The following is an 18997-nucleotide window of genomic DNA, read 5'->3' as shown; positions in this document are numbered from 1 at the left end:
GATACGCCCTAGCGCTGGCGGTCCGACGGGGTGAGTGGCCGGGTCTGCACGGCCTGGCCATCGACCAGCTTGGCCGCCCCGCTGACGATGACCGCTTCTCCGGCCTGCAAGCCGCTGCTGATGGCGGCACCGTCCTCGCGGAACGCGGCGACGCTGACCGGCCGCGAGACGACCTTGCCGTCCTTGACGATGCGGACGAACGGGCCGCTGCCGATGTCGAGCACGGCGCCCAGCGGCACCAGCAGTTCTCCGGCGGCGTCACCGCCCAACTGGACGCGGGCGGTCATGCCGAGGCGTACCTCCGGCGGCGGAGCGATCAGGCGTATCCGCGCGGCGTAGGTCCGGGTCGCCGGGTCGGCAGCCGGCGACAGTTCGCGCAGTTCGCCGCGCAGGGCGGTGGCGGGGGCGGCCCAGAGGGCGACCTGGATGTTTTTGGCGGCGCGAATTTCGGCCAGCCGGCTTTCCGGAACGGCAATCGCCACTTCCTTTTCTTCCGGCCGGGCAATGCGCAGCACCGGCTGCCCGGCGCTGACAACCTGGCCGGCATCGGCCAACACGGCGGTCACGATGGCCGGGGTTTCGCTGCTCAGCGTGCCGTAGGCCGCCTGGTTGCCGCTCACTTGGCTTTGCGCGCGGGCCTGTTCGAGGCGGGCCTGGGCGCTGTTGAGGGCGTTGTCCTTGGCGTCGAACGCCGCCTGGCTGACGAATTTTTTGGCGAGCAGGCCGGCGTAACGTTCGCGTTCGGCACGGGTGGTGGCCAGTTCGCTCTCGGCACCGGTCAGCTGGGCGCGCGCACTGCCGGCGGCGAGTTGCAGGTCGGCCGGGTCGAGTCGGGCCAGCGGCTGGCCGGCCTTGATCTCGGCGCCGGCATCGACCAGGCGGGAGGCGATCTTGCCGCCGACGCGAAAGGCCAGGTCGACTTCATGGCGAGCGCGAATTTCGCCGGTGTAGATCGCGCCGGTGGCCGGGGCGCCGGCAGCAGGCTGGACGAGAACGGCCGGGATCGTGGGCGGCGGCGCTTCGCCGCCGCGGCAACCGCCGAGCAGCGCACCGATGGCGAGCAGCAGCGGCAGGAAGGGGGGGATTCTGGGCATGGTGGCAGCGCACGGACGATAAGCAATAGGTAATGCGGCATGATAATGAACGTTCGGTCATTAACGCAAGTTGTCATCGGCGGGCCGGCGCAAGTCGCTACAATGCGGACATGAACGTGACCCATGCTTCCTTTGCCGGCCTCGATCTCCTGGCCTCGGCGGTGCTCCTGATCGACGAAGGCCAGATCATCCGTTACATCAATGCGGCGGGCGAAAACCTGCTGGCGGTCAGTAGCCGAACGGTGGTCGGCAAGACACTGGGGTCGATCTGCACCTGTTCGGCGACCTTGCAGGGCGCGCTGGACAACGGCCTGAACAACAACTGGGGCTATACCGGTCAGAACATCGAATTGTTGCGCAGCGACGGCGAGACGCTGCACATCAACTGTACGGTCACCCCCTTGCGGGTGGACATTGCGCCCGGCGTGCGGCTGTTGCTCGAACTGCAGCCCATCGAGCATCACCTGACGGCGACCCGCGAAGAGCGGCTGATCGAGCAGCAACAGGCCAGCCGTGAGCTGATCCGCAATCTGGCCCACGAGATCAAGAACCCGCTGGGCGGCCTCCGCGGTGCGGCGCAACTACTTGAGCACGAACTGGCTGATTTGCCCAATGCGCCCTCGCTCAAGGAATACACCCAAGTCATCATCAAGGAGGCGGATCGCCTGCAGGACCTGATGCAGCGGCTGCTTACCCCGCATCGGCCGATGCTGCCGGCGACAGTTAATATCCACGAGATCCTCGAACGGGTGCGCAGCCTGCTGCGCGCCGAATTTCCCGGCTCGCTGGCGGTGCGCCGCGACTACGACACCAGCCTGCCGGAGCTGGTCGGCGACCGCGAGCAGCTCATCCAGGCGGTGCTCAACATCGCCCGCAATGCTGCCCAGGCCTTGAACGGCGAAGGCGAGATCATCCTGCGCACGCGCTCGCTGCGCCAGGTGACGCTGGCCAAGAAGCGCTATCGCCTGGCCATGGAAATCAAGGTCATCGACAACGGCCCCGGCATCCCTGACGTCATCCGCGAACGCATGTTCTACCCGCTGGTTTCCGGGCGCGAAGGCGGCAGCGGCTTGGGGCTGACCATCGCCCAGAATTTCATCCAGCACCACCACGGCACCATCGACTGTTCGAGCCGGCCGGGCAGCACCATCTTCACGCTGCGCCTGCCGATTGAACAGGCCTGAGTCTTGCTTCCGTTAAGGCCATTCTGACAACAAAATGAGCCTACCAAATATGAAACCGGTCTGGATCGTAGACGACGATCGCTCCATCCGCTGGGTGCTGGAAAAGACCCTGTCCCGCGAGGGCATCCCGTTCAAGAGCTACGCCTCGGCCACCGAGGCGATCTCGCAGCTCGAACAGGGCATCGAGCCGCCGCAGGTGCTGATGTCCGATATCCGCATGCCAGGCCAGTCCGGGCTGGAATTGCTGCAGGAAGTGAAGACCCGCTTCCCGTCGGTGCCGGTCATTATCATGACCGCCTATTCCGATCTCGAAAGCGCCGTTGCCGCTTTCCAGGGCGGTGCCTTCGAATACCTGCCCAAGCCTTTCGATGTCGATCAGGCGGTCGAACTGATCCGTCGCGCCATCGATGAGTCGATGCACCAAAGCGGTGCGTCCGAGGAAGAAGGCCTGGTGCCGGAGATACTCGGCCAGGCGCCGGCCATGCAGGAAGTCTTCCGCGCCATCGGCCGGCTGGCCCTGTCGCATGCCACAGTGCTGATCACTGGCGAATCCGGTTCGGGCAAGGAGCTGGTCGCCCGCGCCCTGCATCGCCATAGCCCGCGCGCCGATAAGCCCTTCATCGCCATCAACACGGCGGCCATCCCGAAAGACCTGCTGGAATCCGAACTGTTCGGCCACGAGCGCGGTGCCTTCACCGGGGCCCAGGCCCAGCGGCGCGGTCGTTTCGAGCAGGCCGAGGGCGGCACGCTGTTCCTCGACGAAATCGGCGACATGCCGTCCGAACTGCAGACCCGTTTGCTGCGCGTGCTGTCCGATGGCCATTTCTACCGTGTCGGCGGCCATTCGCCGATCAAGGCCAACGTCCGCGTCATCGCGGCGACCCACCAGAACCTGGAAACCCGGGTCAAGGACGGCCTGTTCCGCGAAGACTTGTTCCACCGCCTCAACGTCATCCGCATCCGCCTGCCGGCCCTGCGCGAGCGGCGCGAGGACATTCCGCTGCTCACCCGCCATTTCCTGCAGAAGAGTGCGCGCGAACTGGGGGTCGAAACCAAGCGCCTGTCGGATGCTGCCATCAAGTACCTGGCCGGCCTCGATTTCCAGGGCAACGTGCGGCAACTGGAAAACCTGTGCCACTGGCTGACCGTCATGGCGCCCGGGCAGCAGGTGGAGGTCGGTGACCTGCCGGTCGAACTGCGCGAAGCGACGCCGGTGACACTGGCCACCGACTGGGAAGGCGCCCTGCAAGGCGAAGTCGATCGCCTGCTCGCGCGCGGCGTGCCGGATGTGCATGGCGTGCTGTCGCAGGTCTTCGAGCGCATTCTGATCTCTCAGGCCCTGGCCCACACCGGCGGCCGCCGGATCGAAGCGGCCCAGGCCCTGGGCATCGGCCGCAACACCATCACGCGCAAGATCGCCGAACTCGGCATCGATGGCGGCAAGGAGCACGCGGCGGAGTAGAATCCGCCGCATGACCCTGATCGACCCCGTAGTGCTCAAATCCCGGCTGGGCCCCCTGGCCGGACGTTTCGATGTCGATGCGCTGGATGAATGCGATTCGACCAGCAGCGAACTGATGCGCCGTGCCGACCGCGGCGCGCCGGCCGGCACGGTGATCGTCGCCGACCGGCAGAGCGCCGGGCGCGGGCGGCGCGGCCGTAGTTGGCTGTCGTCGCCGGAATCCAGCCTGACCTTTTCCGTCCTTTGGCGTTTTCCCGGCAACGCGGCCGGCCTCAGCGGCTTGTCGCTGGCGGTCGGCGTGGCACTGGCCCGCGCGCTGGACAGCCTGGGCGCGACCGGGGTTCGCCTCAAGTGGCCGAACGACGTGCTGCTCGAAGTGGATGGCGAATTCGCCAAGCTGGCCGGCATCCTGATCGAATTGTCGTCCGACCGGCGCGGCACGCAGGCCATCGTTGGCATCGGCCTCAATCTGTCGGCGCCGACGGAAGCCCTGCCGCAAGCGGTCGCCGGTCTGGCCGACGCCGGCGTGACGGCCGGGCGCCACGACGTCCTTGCTGCCATCCTGAGCGAACTGGCCGGCGTGCTCGACACCTTCGGCGAGGCGGGTTTCGCCGGGTTGAAGGCGGCCTGGCAGGGTTATCACGCCTGGCAGGATCTTCCGGTGCACATCCTCGGCGAAGAGCAGACGCTCTCCGGGCGCTGCCTGGGTGTCGATGCCGACGGCTCCCTGTTGCTGGATACCGGCGAGCGGATCGAACGCATTTTTTCCGGCGACGTCAGCCTCCGCCGCGCATGATCGTCTGTCTCGACAGCGGCAATACCCGCATCAAATGGGGTGTCCACGATGGCGCAAGCTGGCTGGCCCAGGGGGCCGTGGCGCATGCCGAGATCGAACAGCTGACTACCCTAGCCAGCACATGGCCGCGACCCGAACGGGTGATGCTGGCCAATGTCGCCGGTCCCGCTGCGGGCGGGCGCATTCGCCAGCAACTGGCGGCCTGGCAGCCGGTCTTCCATGACGTGCAATCCTCCGCCAGGGCGGGAGGGGTGACCAATCTGTACCGCCATCCCGAGCGGCTGGGCGTCGACCGCTGGTGCGCGCTGATCGGTGCGCGGGCCTTGCAGGCAGGGCCGACGGTGGTCGTCATGGCGGGTACCGCGACGACCATCGATACGCTGGATGTCGCGGGAAACTTCGTTGGTGGCGATATCGTGCCCGGCATCGGCCTGATGTTGCGCTCGCTGGCCCAGGGCACCGCCGGCTTGCCATTTGCCGATGGCCATTACGCGCCCCAGCCGCGCTGCACCGACGATGCCATCGTGTCCGGCGTGCTCGAAGCACAGGCCGGCGCGATCGAACGGGTTGTTGCCCGGCTGGATGGTGCCAGCTGCCTGCTGTCGGGCGGCTATGCCGAGCAGATTGCCGCCGTGTTGCACATCCCGCACCGTCTGGTCGCCAACCTGCCGCTCGATGGTCTGCGCCGGCTGGCCGGCGAAATGCCGCTGGCGTGAGCGGGGGCAGGGCGCGGCCGGCGCCATCGCCCTGACGGTCGGCGCTCCGCCGCGCGCATCGTGCCGGAGCCAGTTGCTGTCCGGGCTTGAACAAAGCGCGGCGAGCGGTGACAATCGACTGTCATTTCGCCCTTGTCGGGAGATTCCATGTTCGATCCGGTCATCAGCAGCCTGCCCGCCTTCGCCGGCTATTTCGCCACGGCTCTCGCCCTGTTGGTCGTTTTCGTCGTCCTCTACATCTTCGTGACGCCGTACAGCGAGCTGGCCCTGATTCGCGACGGCAATACGGCGGCGGCAGTCAGCCTGGGCGGTGCGGTGGTCGGCTATGCCCTGCCCATCGCCGTGGCCGTGGTCACCAGTCACAACATCATGACCATGGTCGGCTGGGGCGTCGTCGCCTGCGTCGTGCAATTGCTGGTCTATGTCGTCGCCCGCCTCGCCCTGCCCCAGATCAATCTGGCGATTCCGCAGGGCAAGGTCGCTTCCGGCATCTTTCTCGCATCGCTTTCCCTCGGTATCGGCATCCTCAATGCCGGCTGTATCGCCTGATCACGCAAGGAGAATTTCATGGCACTGATGGACTTCATCAAGAAACAGTTTATCGACATCCTGCAATGGACCGAGGATGGCGACGGCACCCTGGCCTGGCGCTTCCCGATGGCCGAGATGGAAATCCAGAACGGCGCCAGCCTGACCGTGCGCGATTCGCAGGTGGCGATGTTCGTCAATGAAGGCACGGTCGCCGATGTCTTCGCGCCGGGCATGTACAAGCTGACGACGCAGACGTTGCCGGTGCTGACCTACCTGAAAAACTGGGACAAGCTGTTCGAATCCCCGTTCAAGAGCGACGTCTATTTCTTCTCGACGCGCACCCAGCTCGACCAGAAGTGGGGGACGCCGAATCCGATCACCATCCGCGACAAGGAATTCGGCATCGTCCGCCTGCGCGCCTTCGGCATCTACTCGTATCACCTGACCGACCCGAAGGCCTTCTACCAGAAGATTTCCGGGACGCGCGACGTTTATACCCGGGAAGAACTCGAAGGCCAGTTGCGCAACACCATGGTGGCCGGGCTGACCGACCTGTTCGGCGAATCGGGCGTGCCCTTCATCGACATGGCGGCCAACCAGGACGAATTCGGTAAGGCGATGTTCGCCAAGGCGGCGCCGATGTTCGCCGAATACGGCCTGGCTCTCGATTCGCTGGTCGTCCAGAATGTATCGCTGCCTGAGGAATTGCAGAAGGTTCTCGACCAGAGGATCGGCATGAACATGATCGGCGACCTGCAGCGCTATACCCAGTACCAGGTCGCCAACAGCATTCCCGACGCGGCGAAGAACGAAGGTGGCCTGGCCGCCATGGGCGTCGGCCTGGGCGCCGGGGTCGGTTTCGGCCAGGTCGTCGGCCAGGCCATGGCGGCCGCCACCCAGCCGGCGCCGGCCGGCGGCACGGTGTCAGCCGACGAGGTCGTCGCCACGCTGGAAAAACTGCATGGACTGGTCGAGAAGGGCATCCTCAGCCAGGCCGAATTCGACGCCAAGAAGGCCGAGCTGCTGAAGAAGCTGACCTGATCCGCCGCCTGTGGCGCTGACTGCCTCCTGTCCTTCCTGCGGTGCGCCGGTTGTCTTCCAATCGGCCGCGTCGATCTTTGCCGTCTGCGCGTACTGCCAGAGCACGCTGGTCCGCCACGACCAGGCTTTGGAAGACATCGGCAAGATGGCGGCGCTGGTCGAGGACCGCTCGCCGCTGCAACTGGGGGCCGAAGGCAGCTACCGGGGCGTGCACTTTGCGCTGATCGGGCGCATCCAGCTTAAGTACAGCCAGGGCACCTGGAACGAGTGGCATCTGCTGTTCGACGACATGCGGACCGGCTGGCTGTCGGAGGCGGGTGGTGAGTATGTGCTCACCTTCATGCGTCCGGCGCAGGAGCCACTGCCCGACTTCGAAGCCCTCAAGATAGGCCAGCGCCTGCAAGTGGCCAGCCAGGTATGGACGGTCAGCAATCTCGAACGCGCCGAGTGTATCGCCGGCCAGGGCGAATTGCCGTTCAAGGTCGGCGCCGGCTATCCGGTGCCGGCAGCCGATCTGCGCAGCGACAAGGCCTTCGCCACGCTGGATTACTCGGAAACGCCGCCGTTGCTGTATCTCGGCGAGGCGGTCGATTTCAAGGCGCTGAAAATGGCCAACCTGCGCGAAGGGATGGTGGCGGCCGCTGCTCCCGTCGAGGCCCGCGTCTTTCGCTGTCCAGCCTGCGGTTCGCCGATGCAGGCGCGTACCAAGGACATCCTGGCGGTCGGCTGCAGCAGTTGCGGGGCGGTGGTCGATACCGCCGACGAGACTTACAAGGTCCTGTCGCGTGCCCTGAGCGCTTGCGACGAACGCTATGCTCCGCGCCTGCCTCTGGGCAGCAAAGGCACGCTGGACGGCAAGCCGGCCGAAGTCATCGGCTTTCTGGTCAAGCAGACCAAGATCGAAGGCATTGCCTACGACTGGAGCGAATACCTGCTGGCCGGCGAAAATGGCACCTATCGCTGGCTGACCGAATACAACGGGCACTGGAATGTGGTCGATGTGCTGTCTAGGCCACCGAAGACAACCCAGGTTATCGAGGTGACCGACATCTATTTCGGTGGCGAACGCTTTAAGCATTTCTCGACCACGCCCAGTGCCGAGGTCATCCAGGTCAGCGGCGAATTTACCTGGCGGGTCAAACGCGGCGAAACCTGTCGGGTCGTCGACTACGTCGCCCCGCCCTTGATGCTGTCGTGCGAATCGACCGGCAACGATCTGAACTGGTCGCAGGGCGTCTATGTCGATCCGGCCGTCATTGCGGAAGCGTTCAAACTGCCGAGCGCCCTGCCCAAGCCGATCGGTGTCTTCGCCAACCAGCGCAATCCGTGGGCCGATACCGCCCGCCGCAACTGGCTGATGTTCGCCAAGCTGGCCGTGGTTGCCATCGTGATCCAAGCCTTCTTCGTGCTCATTTCCAGCGAGCGCTTGCTGCTGCGCCAGGATTTCACTTTCGAGCCGCGCAGCAGCGGTGAAGTGCAGACCCGCGAATTCGAGGTCACCGGCAAGCAGCGCAAGCTTGCCGTGCGCCACGCTACTTCGCTCGACAACAACTGGATCGGGATCGACATGCTGCTGGTCAACAAGACAGTCGGCAATGCCTGGCCGGCGGCCCGCGAGCTTTCCTTCTACTCGGGCTACGACGACGAGCACTGGACCGAGGGCAGCCGGGACAGTGAGGTGATCTTCGTCGATATTCCGGCCGGCACCTACTACCTGACCCTCGACCCGGACATGGCGCCGGACAAGTACGTGGCGGTACGCGACCGCCTGGAGGTGCTGACGCCGCGCACCGGCTGGTCGAATCTGGTCCTCGTCCTGCTCTTCCTGCTCGTTTTCCCAGTCGTTGCCGCGCTGCGCCGGGCCGCCTTCGAAACCCGGCGCTGGGCGGAAAGCGACCATGCGCCCGTGAGCAGCGATAGTGACGGAGACGACGACTGATGTTCGACAAATTCAGTCTGGCCGCCGGGGTGTTGGCCCTGATGGTATTTACCTATGCCCAGCAGCAGGGTTGGGATCTGTTCGACGACGTGGCCAATTCGCGGCACGGCAGCGGTTCCGGCAGCAGCCGCAGTTACCATAAATAATCGATTTGCCCGAAATGCCCGCATAATTACGGGATGCGACTTTTCTTCTTCCTACTCTCCTTGTTGGCGCTGGCGCCGGCATGGGCGCTGGAGAAGGTCGTATTGCAACTCAACTGGAAACACCAATTCCAGTTCGCCGGCTACTACGCGGCCATCGACAAGGGCTATTTCCGCGATGCCGGCTTCGAAGTCACCTTGCGCGAACTGGGCCAGGGGGGCGATCCCGTCGATTCCGTCCTTGCCGGGCAGGCCGATTTCGGCGTCGCCGCTTCCGAACTGGCCTTGCATCGGGCGCGCGGAAAGCCGGTGGTGGCGCTGGCCGCCATCGTCCAGCATTCGCCGCTGATCCTGCTGGTCAATCGTCGCAAGGTCAGCAGCGTCGACGCGCTGGAAGGCAGCCGCATCATGCTGGCTTCCCACGAAACCGAACTATTCGCCTATCTGCGGCGGGAGGAAGTCCGGCAATACACCACGGTGCCGCACAGCTTCGATACCCGGGATTTGATCGAAGGGCGGGTCGATGCCATGTCCGGTTACGTCACCGACGAGCCCTATCTGCTGCGCAAGGCCGGCTTTCCCTATTTGGTATTCAGCCCCTCCGCCGTCGGCATCAATTTCTACGGTGACACGCTATTCACCGCCGAGTCCCGAATCAAATCCTCCCGGGAGCGCGTCGATGCGTTCCGGGCGGCGGCCGTCAAGGGGTGGCAATACGCGCTGGCACATCCGGAAGAGATCGCCGACCTGATCCTGAATAGCTATTCCCGGCGCCACGAACGCGCACACCTGCTCTACGAAGCCAACGAATTGAAGCGGCTGATGCAGCCCGACCTGGTGGAGATCGGCCAGCAGTCGGACAGCCGCTGGCAGCAGATTGCAGAAACCTATGCCGAACTGGGCATGCTGCCGCAGAAGCCAAATATAGGGGGTCTGGTTTTCGAGACGGAAGAACGCAAACTGCCGGCGTGGATCGGCTATGCGCTGGCCGGCGGCCTGTTCCTGATTCTGGCGGTCGGGGCGGCGGCCTTCTACTTTGCCCGGCTGAACCTGCGCCTGAACCGTGAAGTGATTTCCCGACGGGTATTCGAACGGGCCTTGCGGACCAGCGAGGAGCGTTACCGGCAACTGGCCGAATTCAGCAAGGACGTGATCTGGACGCTCGATCTGAACAGCATGCGCTTCACCTATATCAGCCCCGCCGTAGAAAAGGTACGCGGACTGACGGTCGATGAGGCAAGCCGGCAGACGCTGGCCGATGCATTGACGCCGGAGTCCTACGACAAGGTCCGCGTGATCATGGCCGACCACCTGGGGCGGCTGGCCAAGGGGGATCTGACTGCACTATCGGCGACTGCGGAGATCGAACAACCGCACAAGGACGGCCATACCATCCATGCCGAAGTCGTCGGCAGTTTCCTGCTCGACGCAGAAAACAAGCCCCACGCCCTGCTCGGCATCTCGCGCGACATTTCCGACCGGCACAAGGCGGCGCGCAAGCTGCAGGAGGCCAACGACAAGCTGCGCAAACAACTCGAGGAAATCGAACAGCTCCAGGTGGCGCTCAAGGAGCAGGCGATTCGCGACAGCCTGACCGGCTGCTTCAACCGTCGCTATCTCGATGAAACGCTGGAGCGCGAGTTGTCGCGTTCGCGCCGCGAAGGCTATCCCTTGTCCCTGGTCATTCTCGATCTCGACCATTTCAAGCAGATCAACGACACCTACGGCCATCTGGCCGGCGACCGGGCCTTGATGGTGCTGGCCGAGACGCTGCGCGCCGATATCCGGCACGAGGACGTGCTGTGCCGCTACGGCGGTGAGGAATTTGTCATCCTGATGCCGCGCATGCCGCTGGCCAAGGCGGTCGAGCGGGCCGAGAGCTGGCGTCGTACCATCGAAGCCATCCGCGTGTCGTTCGGCAATTTCGAATTGTCCTTCACTGCGTCGGCCGGCGTCGCGGCCTATCCCGACCACGGCAAGATGCCCGACGAACTGACGCACGCGGCCGATACGGCGCTCTATGTCGCCAAGAACACGGGGCGCAACCGGGTCGTCGAATATTCCCCCGAGCAGGAGTGAGCCGGCAGGGGGCTAGTCGCCGCCTCCGCCGCAACCGCCGCCGCAGCCACTACTGCCTGAATCGCTGCCGGAATACCCGGAATCTGAATCTCCCGAGCAGCCGCTTCCACCACCGCCGCCATAGCCGCTGCTGCAACCGATATGGCTGGCGCAATAGCCCGAGGCGTCGCCGCCCTGGCGCGCGGCCATACAGTCGAGTTGGTAGGCGAAGCCGCCGGCGATGCCGAGGTGGGCATCGAGGGCGAATAGGCGGGGCAGGCGGTCGGGCTTGTTGCGGTCTATCCCCTCGTGCGCACAGGCCAGGCGCCAGGCTCGGCGCAGGCCTTCGCTGGCCTGGGTCGGCGAGCGCATCGCCTCGGCCGGCGTATGGTGCAGGAAGCGGCCGAAGGCTTGGCGACAGAAGGCATCGTATTGGCGGGTGAACAGGATGAATTCGTGCCAGGCATCGTCGGCGGCCTGCGACGGCATGGCCACCATGCGCCGCCCGGCCTGGCGGCAGAACAGGAAATACTCGCGCAGCCCGTCGAGGACGGTGGCCCGCTGCGCCGCATCGAGCTCCGGCCGGCGTGCGGCGAGCCGCCGGTCGAGCAGCTTGTGCAAGGGGAAATCGTCGAGGTAGCGCGCCTGGGCGGTTTTTCGCCAGTGTCGCCAGCCCAGGTAAGTGATCGCCAGTAGCAGGGCTGCGAGCAGGAACTTCATGTCTGAACCTCGCGCGTGAGGGCGATTTTCAATCCGTCTCCGGAACCTTTAGCGGTGGTGAAATGGGCGGCCGGACCGCGCCCGATATCCTTGACTAGAGCCTCGTTTGGCCGGGTTTCAGCCAATCCAGTGGCCTCGTGCAGGCTCGTGTTTTGCAAACTCATGGGCTTGAAAAATCTTGTAAAAACGTTAAGTTATCGCCTGTTTCAAGAAAAAACTTCAGCTGATGCGCGTTCCCGTCCTGCTTCCCCTGTGTCTGATCGTCACCCTGCTCGCCGCCTGCGGCAGCCCGGGTCCCCGTCCCGAAACAGCGGCGCAGACTACGCTTCCATCGGCCAACGAGCGGGGCAACGAGATCGTACTCTATGCCATGGGCTTGCTCGATACCGGCTATCGCTTCGGCGGCAAGAACCCGGAAGCCGGCCTCGATTGCAGCGGCATGGTCAGCTACATCTACGGCCAGGCGGCCGGCCTCAAGGTGCTCGGCAGCGCCGCCGACATCGCTCGTCGCGCCAAGCCGATCGAGCGCAGCGCTTTGCGGCCGGGCGATCTGGTCTTCTTCAACACCCTGAACCGCTCGCTGTCGCACGTCGGCATCTATATCGGCGAGACCCGCTTCATCCATGCCCCGTCGAGCAACGGCAAGGTCCGCATCGACCGGCTGACCGACAGCTATTACGCACAGCGCTACGAAACGGCGCGCACTTTCTTCGATTAAGGCCGCGTCGATTGGACTGCGCGCGCCGTAGAAGGTAGAATCCGCAGTCTTCCGCCCGTAGCTCAGCTGGATAGAGTACTGCCCTCCGAAGGCAGGGGTCGTGCGTTCGAATCGCGCCGGGCGGGCCAGAATATCCTCAAGAATCAGACAGCAGGGCCATCCGTTCGGGTGGCCCTTTTGCATTGTTCGGAAAATGTACGGAAAACATCTGTGTGCAATGGTGTTTCCCATCGCCAAGGAGCCACCAACAGCATGAGCGATTCACGTACCCAAATCATCGGCTCGCTTTCCATCGCGGCGAATGTGATTTACAAGCTGACGGTGTTGCTTGCGCTGCTCTGGATCGGCTATGGACTGCAGGACGTGGCGAATGCGCTCTATGCCGCTCCCAACGATGCCTGCGCCGTGGATTCCTCTGGCGACGGTGCAGAACAAGAGCAGGACGGGCAACCGCAGATCATGAAGCCTTTGCTGCGTGGAGCAACCTGAGGTTCTGCCCGTTCGGTAACTGGTGGCTATCCGCCGCTGAGGGCTTGAACGATGACGACCTCGTCGGTGGGGCGCATCGCCTGCGATAGCGCCTCTGCCGACACGCCATTGACGAAAATGCGGATGTGGCGGCGCACCCGCTGTTGCTCGTCGATCACGCGAAAGCGGATGCCGGGATACTGCCGGTCGAGATCGACCAGCACCGCATCCAGAGTCGGTCCGTCGGCTTCAGCGTGGCTGCTTTGGGTGTACGAGCGCAGGGCGCTGGGGATCAGGACTTGCATGGCGCGGCCCCGTCATAGCGCAAGCGCTTCCACGGCGTAGATTTCCGGCAGGTGTCGGGCGATGCATTCCCAATTGCCGCCTTCGTCGCGGCTTGCCCACAGTTCGCCGCTGGTCGTACCGAAGTAGAGCCCGACGGGATCGTGGCCGTCGCAGCCCATCGCCTGCCGTTTGACGGTCCACCACGCCTGTTGTTTCGGCAGGCCGGCATCCTGGCGCTGCCAGCTTTCGCCGCCGTCGCGGGTGGCGTACACCGCCGGTTTGCCATCCGGGCTGGTGCGCGGCCAGACCTGGGTGCCATCCATCGGAAACACCCATGCCGTCCGGTCGTCGCGCGGATGCACGGTCATCGGGAAGCCGATGTCGCCGACCTCCTGAGGCATGTTCCGGCCGATGCGCACCCAGGTGTCGGAAGGCCGGTCGAGGCGATAAATGCCGCAGTGATTCTGCTGGTAGAGACGGTCCGGATTGCTCGGGCACAAGCGCAGGCAGTGTGGGTCATGGAAGGCGGGATTCGCGGCATCGAAGCCGTAGCCCTCGACGACCTGCATGCCCGAGATCAGCACCCGCCACGTTTGGCCGCGGTCGAGTGACTCATGCACGCCACCGCCCGACATGGCGAAATACAGATGCTTGGGATCACGCGGATCGACGATGATCGAATGCAGCTTGGGGCCGTCGGGCGTGCCGTCTTTCTCGCTGCCCATCCACTCGCGATATTGCGGGTCGTCGTTGATGGGCGAAAACGGCGCCCAGCTCACCCCACCATCAGCCGAACGGAACAGGCCTTGCGGCGAGGTGCCGGCGTACCAGACATCGGGTTCGCTGCTGTGCCCCGGCGTCAGCCAGAAGGTGTGGTCCACCGCCCGCCCCGTTTCGCCTTCCGGCACCTTGGCGAAGGCCGGCGGTTGGGCTGCTTCCTGCCAGGTACGGCCCCAGTCAGTGGAGCGGAAAACGGTCGGCCCGAGGTGGCCGGTTTTGGCCGCCGCCAGCAGGGTTGTCCGGTCACGCGGATCGAGCACCAGATGGTTGATGATGTGACCGAGAAAGTGCGGGCCGTCGGCCTGCCAGCTTGTGCGCGCCGCATCCGAACGCAATATCCAGGCGCCTTTGCGCGTCGCCACCAGCAGCACGGTCGTCGTCATCGCTTTCTCCTTGGGTCCGCAACCTGAAGCCAATTAAAGAAAAACCATGTTGCCCGAACTAGAGTCCGGACATGAGCTTGGTGGCGGCGCGCCGGGTTTGGTTCCCGGCGCCTCTTCCGACTGCCGCCGATCAGCCTTCGCCTGCCTCGTAGCTCGACAGCGTGACGCCGGCGTGGGTCAGGACATCACGGATCGCCTTGACGTCGGTCTTGCTGCACGTGCTGCTGTTGTGCGGATGGTGCAGGAAGGCCTCGACCTTGTTCAGCGTGATCTTGAAGCGGGCGCCGTGCGACGGTTCGATGTCGGCGCCGAGGTGATGGAGCAGGGATTCGATTTCCCGCCAGTGGATATTCGCCGAGGGAGGGTCCTGGAAGATGCTGCGCATCAGGTGGGCGTGCTTGTGACTCATGATGAAGCTCCAAGCTGTTTGTGCCTCACCATTCTATGCCTTCGCCGTGCGGGCGTCAGGCAAAAACGATTTTCAGCAGGGCCAGCGTGAGCAGGGTGTAGCCGGCCGCCACCAGATCGTCGGCCATCACGCCGAAGCCGTTCTTGACGTGTTCGTCGAAGTAGCGTGCCGGCTGCGGCTTGGTGATGTCGAAGTAGCGGAAGAGCATGAAGGCGGCGAGTTGCCAGAAGAAGGTGGCCGGCGTCATCAGCAGCACCAGCCAGAAGGGGACGATCTCGTCCCACACGATGCTGCCGTGGTCGGGATCGCCCAGCGCTTTGCCGGTGACCTCGATGAACCAGATGCCGCCGAGGTAGGCGGCACCAAGCAAGGCGAGCAGCGGCAGTTCTTCGAGGTACGGGCGGCACAGGGCGAAGCTGAGCCACGCGAACAACGTACCGAAGGTGCCCGGCGCCTTGGGTGCCAGGCCGCTACCGCAGCCCAGCGCGAAGAAATGCGCTGGGTGGGCGAGCAGGAAGGCGAAATCAGGCTTGCGCGGCAAAGTGGTCGTATCCCTTTCGCTCGAACGTCACCGGCTTCATGTCCGGGTCGTAGACGGTGACTGCTCCGGCCTCGCCGGCGACGATCTCGCCGATGTGCCAGAGCGGCAGTTCTAGGCGGGCAGCGATCTGGCCGATGGTCAGGCTGAGCGTGCCGGGGGCGGTGAAGCACAGTTCGTAGTCGTCGCCGCCGGCCAGTTGGCAGTCCAGGGCGAAACGGCGCAGGTCGGCGTCGTAGCTGTCGCCGCTTCCTGCCACATCGCGCAGATGCGGCAGCTGGACCAGCTTGACGGCAGCGGCGCAGGCCGAGCGTTCGCAGATGTGGCCGAGATCGGCGAGCAGGCCGTCGGAAACGTCGATGGCGGCAGTGGCGATGCCGACCAGGGCCTGGCCGAGGGCAACGCGGGGACGCGGTTTTTCGAGGGCGGCGACGCACAGGCGCGGCCACGGTTCGGGCAGCTTGACCCGGCCCTGCAGGTGGGCCAAGCCCAGCGCGGCGAGGCCGGGACGGCCGGAAACCCAGATCTGGTCGCCGACCTGGGCGCCGTCGCGGCGCAAGGCGCGGCCGGGCTCGACTTCGCCCATGGCGGTGATGCAGACGTTGAGCGGACCTTTGGTGGTGTCGCCGCCGATGACATCGACGCCGTATTCTTTGGCGCAGGCGAAGAAGCCGTCGGCGAAGGCGGCGATCCACGCTTCGTCGACCGCCGGCAGGGCGCCGGCCAGGGTCACCCAGCGCGGCATGGCGCCCATCGCGGCGAGGTCGGACAGATTGACGGCGAGCGCCTTCCAGCCGAGATTCTTCGGATCGGTATCGGGCAGGAAGTGGGTGCCGGACACCAGCATGTCGGTGGTTACCGCCAACTGTTTGCCCGGGGTCGGCTGGACCAGCGCGCAGTCGTCGCCGGGGCCGAGGATGGCCGATGGGGTGGGCCGGGCGAAATACTTGTCGATTAAGGCGAATTCGCCGGCCACGGGCTTATTTCCTGGCTTGCTTGCGGGCAGCGACTTCGTCCGGACGCAGGATGGCCGCCACCTTGTCGAGCACGCCATTGACGTACTTGTGGCCGTCGGTGCCGCCGAAGGACTTGGTCAGCTCGATGGCTTCGTTGATGATCACGCGGTACGGCGTTTCCGGATGGTTCAGCATCTCGAAGCTGCCGAGCATCATGACGCAGGCCTCGACCGGCGACAGTTCGCCGAACGGGCGGTCGATATGGGCGGAAATGCGCTCGACCAGCGTCTCCTGCTGGCCGATCACGCCGCGCAGCGTGCCGACGAAGAATTCACGGTCGGCCTTGGCGAAACCGTCCATTTCCGGGGCGTAGGCTTCGATGGCGGCCTCGTCGGCACCGCCGACGCGCCACTGGTAGAGGCCTTGCAGCACGAATTCGCGAGCCCGGCGGCGGGCGGACTTGGGCGGGGCTTTCGGGGTTTGGTCTTGTTCGGTCATTGCAGCAGGGCCTTTTGCAGGTTGGCCATTTCGACGGCAGCCTGGGCGCAGTCGGCACCCTTCGGCTGCATGCGCACTTCGGCCTGTTCGTCGGTATCGCAGGTCAGGATGCCGTTGGCGATGGGCACGCCGGTATCGAGCTGGACTTCCATGATGGCGCGGCAGGCATCATTGGACACCACCTCGAAGTGGTAGGTGTCGCCGCGGATGACGGCACCGAGGGCGACCAGTGCGTCGAAGCTGCCGCTCTGCGCCATGGTCTGCAGCACCAGCGGGGCTTCCAGCGCGCCGGGGACGGTGGCGATGGTCATGTCGGCATCGGCCACGCCGAGGCGCTTCAGTTCGGCGACGCAGGAGGAAAGCAGGCCTTCGCAGACCGGCAGGTTGAAGCGGCACATCACGACGCCGACCTTGAGGCCGGCGCCGTTCAGGTCGCTGTCGTATTCGAAAACGTTGTCGAAGCGGGACATGGCTTAAAGCTCCGCAGGAGAGGTGACGAAACCGGTGACTTCAAGCTCGAAGCCGGTCATGGAGGGCATCTTGCGCGGGCTGGAGAGCAGGCGCATCTTGGTGACGCCGAGGTCGCGCAGGATCTGGGCGCCGATGCCATAGCTGCGCGGGTCCCATTTGGCCGGGGCGCTGGGAGCGGTGCCGGTCAGGCGGGAGAGCAGCGCGGCGCCGTCTTCCGGGCGGTGCATGAGCACAATGACGCCATGGCCGTGCTTGGCCAGTGCGGCCTGCGCCTGATCGATGGAAAAGGCCTGGCGCTTGCTGGCCGGATCGAGGAAGTCGAGGACAGACAGCGGCTCGTGCACGCGGACCAGCGTTTCGCCGCTGGCCGGCAGGGTACCCTTGACCATGGCCAGGTGCGTGGCGCCGCTGGCCTGATCGACGAAGGCGTGCAGCGTGAAGTCACCGTGCGCCGTGGTGATGGTCTTGCTGGTGACGCGCTCGACCAAGGTTTCCGACGAGGCGCGATAGTGGATCAGGTCGGCGATGGTGCCGATCTTCAGGCCGTGTTCCTTGGCGAATTCGATCAGCTCGGGCAGACGGGCCATGGTGCCGTCGTCGTTCATGATTTCGCAGATGACCGAGGCGGGTTCCAGCCCGGCCATGCCGGCCAGGTCGCAGCCGGCTTCGGTATGCCCGGCGCGGACCAGCACGCCGCCTTCGCGGGCGGTGATCGGGAAGACGTGGCCCGGTTGCACGATGTCGTCAGCCGTCGATGCCTTGCTCACGGCGACCTGGATGGTGCGCGCCCGGTCCGCAGCCGAAATGCCGGTGGTGACGCCTTCCGCCGCCTCGATCGAGACGGTGAAGGCGGTGCCGTACACGGTGCCGTTGTTGCGGGCCATCTGGGTCAGCCCCAGCTTCTTGCAGCGCGCTTCGGTCAGCGTCAGGCAGACCAGGCCGCGGCCGTACTTGGCCATGAAATTGATGGCTTCGGGCGTGATGTGCTCGGCGGCCATGACGAGATCGCCTTCGTTTTCGCGGTCTTCTTCATCGACCAGGATGACCATGCGACCGGCCTTGAGTTCGGTGACGATCTCGGCGGTGCTGGCAATGGCGGGATGGGGGGGCATGGGGTAGTCCAGGGAACAGCAAAGGGGAGCTATTTTCGCAGAAACAGCGCGTTAGCACATGACTTTAACGACCTGACGGCCGATTTTAGCTCAGGGGAGATAGGCCTCGACCTGAATACGCAGGCGCACTTCGTCGCCGATGAAGGGCAAGCCCTGCTCCATGCCGAATTCCGAGCGCTTGAGCACGCCGAGCGCATCGGCGCCGCAGCCGCGCTTGCGGTTGGCGAGGTTGAGGCCGCATTTGAAGCGGGTGACTTCCAGGTGCACGGGGCGAATCTGGCCGAGCATCGCCAGCTTGCCTTCGACGGCGGTCAGCTTGTCGCCGGTGAATACCAGCTTGTCGCTGCGGAACAGCAGGTCCGGAAAATCCTTGGCCCGGAACCAGTTTTCGCCGAGCAGTATTTCGTCGCGCTTGGCCATGCCGGTGTCCAGCGAGGCGACGGCGATGCGGATGTCGACGCGGCCGGTCTTGGCCTCGGGATCGAATTCGACAATGCCGCTGCTCTGGTTGAACTGACCGCGCTGCATCGAGAAGCCGTGGTGGTCGATCTCGAAGCTGGCGTAGGTGTGGGTCGGGTCGATGGTGTATTCGGCTGCTTGGCTGCCGGCGGCGCCGAAGATCAGGAACAGGGCGGCGAGGAGGGAGCGGGTGGGCATCGTATTGGTTTCCGTGGTGTGGCTAGCTCTCAGACTAT

General features: G+C 64.9%; 22 protein-coding genes and 1 tRNA gene. 12 read left to right on the top strand and 11 right to left on the bottom strand.

The annotated features are described in order from the left end of the window. Window positions 1–8: 8 nt before the first annotated feature. The gene (locus LZ012_RS00285) at window positions 9–1094 is read right to left on the bottom strand and encodes an efflux RND transporter periplasmic adaptor subunit (protein WP_275706340.1); all 1086 of its coding nucleotides are present in this window, start codon (window positions 1092–1094) and stop codon (window positions 9–11) included. 110 nt (window positions 1095–1204) lie between these two features. Here LZ012_RS00285 and glnL point away from each other — a divergent pair, with 110 nt between their 5' ends. The 9 genes from glnL (at window position 1205) to LZ012_RS00240 (ending at window position 10985) form a co-directional block, all read left to right on the top strand. Continuing rightward, window positions 1205–2278, top strand: coding sequence for a nitrogen regulation protein NR(II) (gene glnL, locus LZ012_RS00280; RefSeq protein WP_275706337.1), 1074 nt, complete (start codon window positions 1205–1207; stop codon window positions 2276–2278). Window positions 2279–2327: 49 nt separating this feature from the next. After that, window positions 2328–3740 carry a nitrogen regulation protein NR(I) gene (gene ntrC, locus LZ012_RS00275; RefSeq protein ID WP_275706335.1) on the top strand — a complete coding sequence of 471 codons (1413 nt, stop codon included), beginning with the start codon at window positions 2328–2330 and terminating at the stop codon, window positions 3738–3740. 10 nt (window positions 3741–3750) lie between these two features. Next, window positions 3751–4536: a biotin--[acetyl-CoA-carboxylase] ligase gene (locus LZ012_RS00270; RefSeq protein WP_275706332.1), complete on the top strand. Its 786-nt coding sequence runs from the start codon at window positions 3751–3753 to the stop codon at window positions 4534–4536. After that, entirely contained in the window at window positions 4533–5252 is a 720-nt protein-coding gene (locus LZ012_RS00265; RefSeq protein ID WP_275706330.1) for a type III pantothenate kinase, read from the top strand. The genes LZ012_RS00270 and LZ012_RS00265 overlap by 4 nt, the downstream gene beginning before the upstream one ends. Before the next feature lie 147 nt (window positions 5253–5399). Beyond that, window positions 5400–5801 carry a DUF350 domain-containing protein gene (locus LZ012_RS00260; protein ID WP_275706328.1) on the top strand — a complete coding sequence of 134 codons (402 nt, stop codon included), beginning with the start codon at window positions 5400–5402 and terminating at the stop codon, window positions 5799–5801. A gap of 18 nt (window positions 5802–5819) precedes the next feature. Further along, the gene (locus LZ012_RS00255; protein ID WP_275706327.1) at window positions 5820–6824 is read left to right on the top strand and encodes an SPFH domain-containing protein; all 1005 of its coding nucleotides are present in this window, start codon (window positions 5820–5822) and stop codon (window positions 6822–6824) included. 10 nt (window positions 6825–6834) lie between these two features. Beyond that, window positions 6835–8763, top strand: coding sequence for a DUF4178 domain-containing protein (locus tag LZ012_RS00250; protein WP_275706324.1), 1929 nt, complete (start codon window positions 6835–6837; stop codon window positions 8761–8763). After that, on the top strand, window positions 8763–8909 hold the full coding sequence (locus LZ012_RS00245) for a hypothetical protein (protein WP_275706322.1): 147 nt from the start codon (window positions 8763–8765) through the stop codon (window positions 8907–8909). Before LZ012_RS00250 ends, LZ012_RS00245 begins: the two co-directional genes overlap by 1 nt. Window positions 8910–8942: 33 nt before the next feature. Then, complete coding sequence (locus LZ012_RS00240; RefSeq protein ID WP_275706319.1) at window positions 8943–10985, top strand: diguanylate cyclase; 2043 nt, start codon at window positions 8943–8945, stop codon at window positions 10983–10985. A gap of 12 nt (window positions 10986–10997) precedes the next feature. Here the strand turns inward: LZ012_RS00240 and LZ012_RS00235 are convergent, their stop codons facing one another. Further along, entirely contained in the window at window positions 10998–11684 is a 687-nt protein-coding gene (locus LZ012_RS00235) for a glycine-rich domain-containing protein (protein ID WP_275706317.1), read from the bottom strand. Window positions 11685–11910: 226 nt separating this feature from the next. Here LZ012_RS00235 and LZ012_RS00230 point away from each other — a divergent pair, with 226 nt between their 5' ends. From LZ012_RS00230 to LZ012_RS00220, 3 genes are all read left to right on the top strand, one after another. After that, on the top strand, window positions 11911–12402 hold the full coding sequence (locus LZ012_RS00230; RefSeq protein WP_275706314.1) for a C40 family peptidase: 492 nt from the start codon (window positions 11911–11913) through the stop codon (window positions 12400–12402). Window positions 12403–12453: 51 nt separating this feature from the next. Further along, window positions 12454–12530, top strand: a tRNA-Arg gene (locus LZ012_RS00225). Between the two features lie 124 nt (window positions 12531–12654). Further along, window positions 12655–12891, top strand: coding sequence for a hypothetical protein (locus tag LZ012_RS00220; protein ID WP_275706312.1), 237 nt, complete (start codon window positions 12655–12657; stop codon window positions 12889–12891). A gap of 26 nt (window positions 12892–12917) precedes the next feature. Here the strand turns inward: LZ012_RS00220 and LZ012_RS00215 are convergent, their stop codons facing one another. From LZ012_RS00215 to LZ012_RS00175, 9 genes are all read right to left on the bottom strand, one after another. Continuing rightward, window positions 12918–13175, bottom strand: coding sequence for a MoaD/ThiS family protein (locus tag LZ012_RS00215; protein ID WP_275706309.1), 258 nt, complete (start codon window positions 13173–13175; stop codon window positions 12918–12920). Window positions 13176–13187: 12 nt separating this feature from the next. Next, complete coding sequence (locus tag LZ012_RS00210; protein WP_275706307.1) at window positions 13188–14318, bottom strand: beta propeller repeat protein; 1131 nt, start codon at window positions 14316–14318, stop codon at window positions 13188–13190. 130 nt (window positions 14319–14448) lie between these two features. Then, complete coding sequence (locus tag LZ012_RS00205; protein WP_275706305.1) at window positions 14449–14727, bottom strand: type II toxin-antitoxin system HicA family toxin; 279 nt, start codon at window positions 14725–14727, stop codon at window positions 14449–14451. Between the two features lie 55 nt (window positions 14728–14782). Beyond that, complete coding sequence (locus LZ012_RS00200) at window positions 14783–15268, bottom strand: phosphatidylglycerophosphatase A family protein (protein ID WP_275706303.1); 486 nt, start codon at window positions 15266–15268, stop codon at window positions 14783–14785. Further along, window positions 15252–16241, bottom strand: a complete 990-nt coding sequence (gene thiL / locus LZ012_RS00195) for a thiamine-phosphate kinase (RefSeq protein ID WP_275706301.1) — start codon at window positions 16239–16241, stop codon at window positions 15252–15254. The genes LZ012_RS00200 and thiL overlap by 17 nt, the downstream gene beginning before the upstream one ends. 4 nt (window positions 16242–16245) lie before the next feature. After that, window positions 16246–16719: a transcription antitermination factor NusB gene (gene nusB, locus LZ012_RS00190; protein ID WP_275706299.1), complete on the bottom strand. Its 474-nt coding sequence runs from the start codon at window positions 16717–16719 to the stop codon at window positions 16246–16248. Next, entirely contained in the window at window positions 16716–17189 is a 474-nt protein-coding gene (gene ribH, locus LZ012_RS00185) for a 6,7-dimethyl-8-ribityllumazine synthase (RefSeq protein ID WP_275706297.1), read from the bottom strand. Before ribH ends, nusB begins: the two co-directional genes overlap by 4 nt. A 3-nt stretch (window positions 17190–17192) precedes the next feature. After that, window positions 17193–18302 carry a bifunctional 3,4-dihydroxy-2-butanone-4-phosphate synthase/GTP cyclohydrolase II gene (gene ribBA / locus LZ012_RS00180; protein WP_275706295.1) on the bottom strand — a complete coding sequence of 370 codons (1110 nt, stop codon included), beginning with the start codon at window positions 18300–18302 and terminating at the stop codon, window positions 17193–17195. A gap of 90 nt (window positions 18303–18392) precedes the next feature. Further along, window positions 18393–18959 (bottom strand): YceI family protein, encoded by a 567-nt coding sequence (locus tag LZ012_RS00175; RefSeq protein WP_275706293.1) that lies wholly within the window; start codon window positions 18957–18959, stop codon window positions 18393–18395. Window positions 18960–18997 lie beyond the last annotated feature (38 nt).

It is taken from the genome of Dechloromonas hankyongensis (assembly GCF_022012295.1).
Taxonomy (GTDB): domain Bacteria; phylum Pseudomonadota; class Gammaproteobacteria; order Burkholderiales; family Rhodocyclaceae; genus Azonexus; species Azonexus hankyongensis.
The sequence above is the reverse complement of the archived record's forward strand: the minus strand, read 5'-3'. Positions and strand labels throughout refer to the sequence as shown.

Excerpts from the sequence above, each read along its gene's own strand:
- LZ012_RS00285 (WP_275706340.1), bottom strand. The coding sequence starts at position 1,094 with ATGCCCAGAATCCCCCCCTTCCTGCCGCTGCTGCTCGCCATCGGTGCG.
- glnL (WP_275706337.1), top strand. The coding sequence starts at position 1,205 with ATGAACGTGACCCATGCTTCCTTTGCCGGCCTCGATCTCCTGGCCTCG.
- ntrC (WP_275706335.1), top strand. The coding sequence starts at position 2,328 with ATGAAACCGGTCTGGATCGTAGACGACGATCGCTCCATCCGCTGGGTG.
- LZ012_RS00270 (WP_275706332.1), top strand. The coding sequence starts at position 3,751 with ATGACCCTGATCGACCCCGTAGTGCTCAAATCCCGGCTGGGCCCCCTG.
- LZ012_RS00265 (WP_275706330.1), top strand. The coding sequence starts at position 4,533 with ATGATCGTCTGTCTCGACAGCGGCAATACCCGCATCAAATGGGGTGTC.
- LZ012_RS00260 (WP_275706328.1), top strand. The coding sequence starts at position 5,400 with ATGTTCGATCCGGTCATCAGCAGCCTGCCCGCCTTCGCCGGCTATTTC.
- LZ012_RS00255 (WP_275706327.1), top strand. The coding sequence starts at position 5,820 with ATGGCACTGATGGACTTCATCAAGAAACAGTTTATCGACATCCTGCAA.
- LZ012_RS00245 (WP_275706322.1), top strand. The coding sequence starts at position 8,763 with ATGTTCGACAAATTCAGTCTGGCCGCCGGGGTGTTGGCCCTGATGGTA.
- LZ012_RS00240 (WP_275706319.1), top strand. The coding sequence starts at position 8,943 with ATGCGACTTTTCTTCTTCCTACTCTCCTTGTTGGCGCTGGCGCCGGCA.
- LZ012_RS00235 (WP_275706317.1), bottom strand. The coding sequence starts at position 11,684 with ATGAAGTTCCTGCTCGCAGCCCTGCTACTGGCGATCACTTACCTGGGC.
- LZ012_RS00230 (WP_275706314.1), top strand. The coding sequence starts at position 11,911 with ATGCGCGTTCCCGTCCTGCTTCCCCTGTGTCTGATCGTCACCCTGCTC.
- LZ012_RS00220 (WP_275706312.1), top strand. The coding sequence starts at position 12,655 with ATGAGCGATTCACGTACCCAAATCATCGGCTCGCTTTCCATCGCGGCG.
- LZ012_RS00215 (WP_275706309.1), bottom strand. The coding sequence starts at position 13,175 with ATGCAAGTCCTGATCCCCAGCGCCCTGCGCTCGTACACCCAAAGCAGC.
- LZ012_RS00210 (WP_275706307.1), bottom strand. The coding sequence starts at position 14,318 with ATGACGACGACCGTGCTGCTGGTGGCGACGCGCAAAGGCGCCTGGATA.
- LZ012_RS00205 (WP_275706305.1), bottom strand. The coding sequence starts at position 14,727 with ATGAGTCACAAGCACGCCCACCTGATGCGCAGCATCTTCCAGGACCCT.
- nusB (WP_275706299.1), bottom strand. The coding sequence starts at position 16,719 with ATGACCGAACAAGACCAAACCCCGAAAGCCCCGCCCAAGTCCGCCCGC.
- ribH (WP_275706297.1), bottom strand. The coding sequence starts at position 17,189 with ATGTCCCGCTTCGACAACGTTTTCGAATACGACAGCGACCTGAACGGC.
- ribBA (WP_275706295.1), bottom strand. The coding sequence starts at position 18,302 with ATGCCCCCCCATCCCGCCATTGCCAGCACCGCCGAGATCGTCACCGAA.
- LZ012_RS00175 (WP_275706293.1), bottom strand. The coding sequence starts at position 18,959 with ATGCCCACCCGCTCCCTCCTCGCCGCCCTGTTCCTGATCTTCGGCGCC.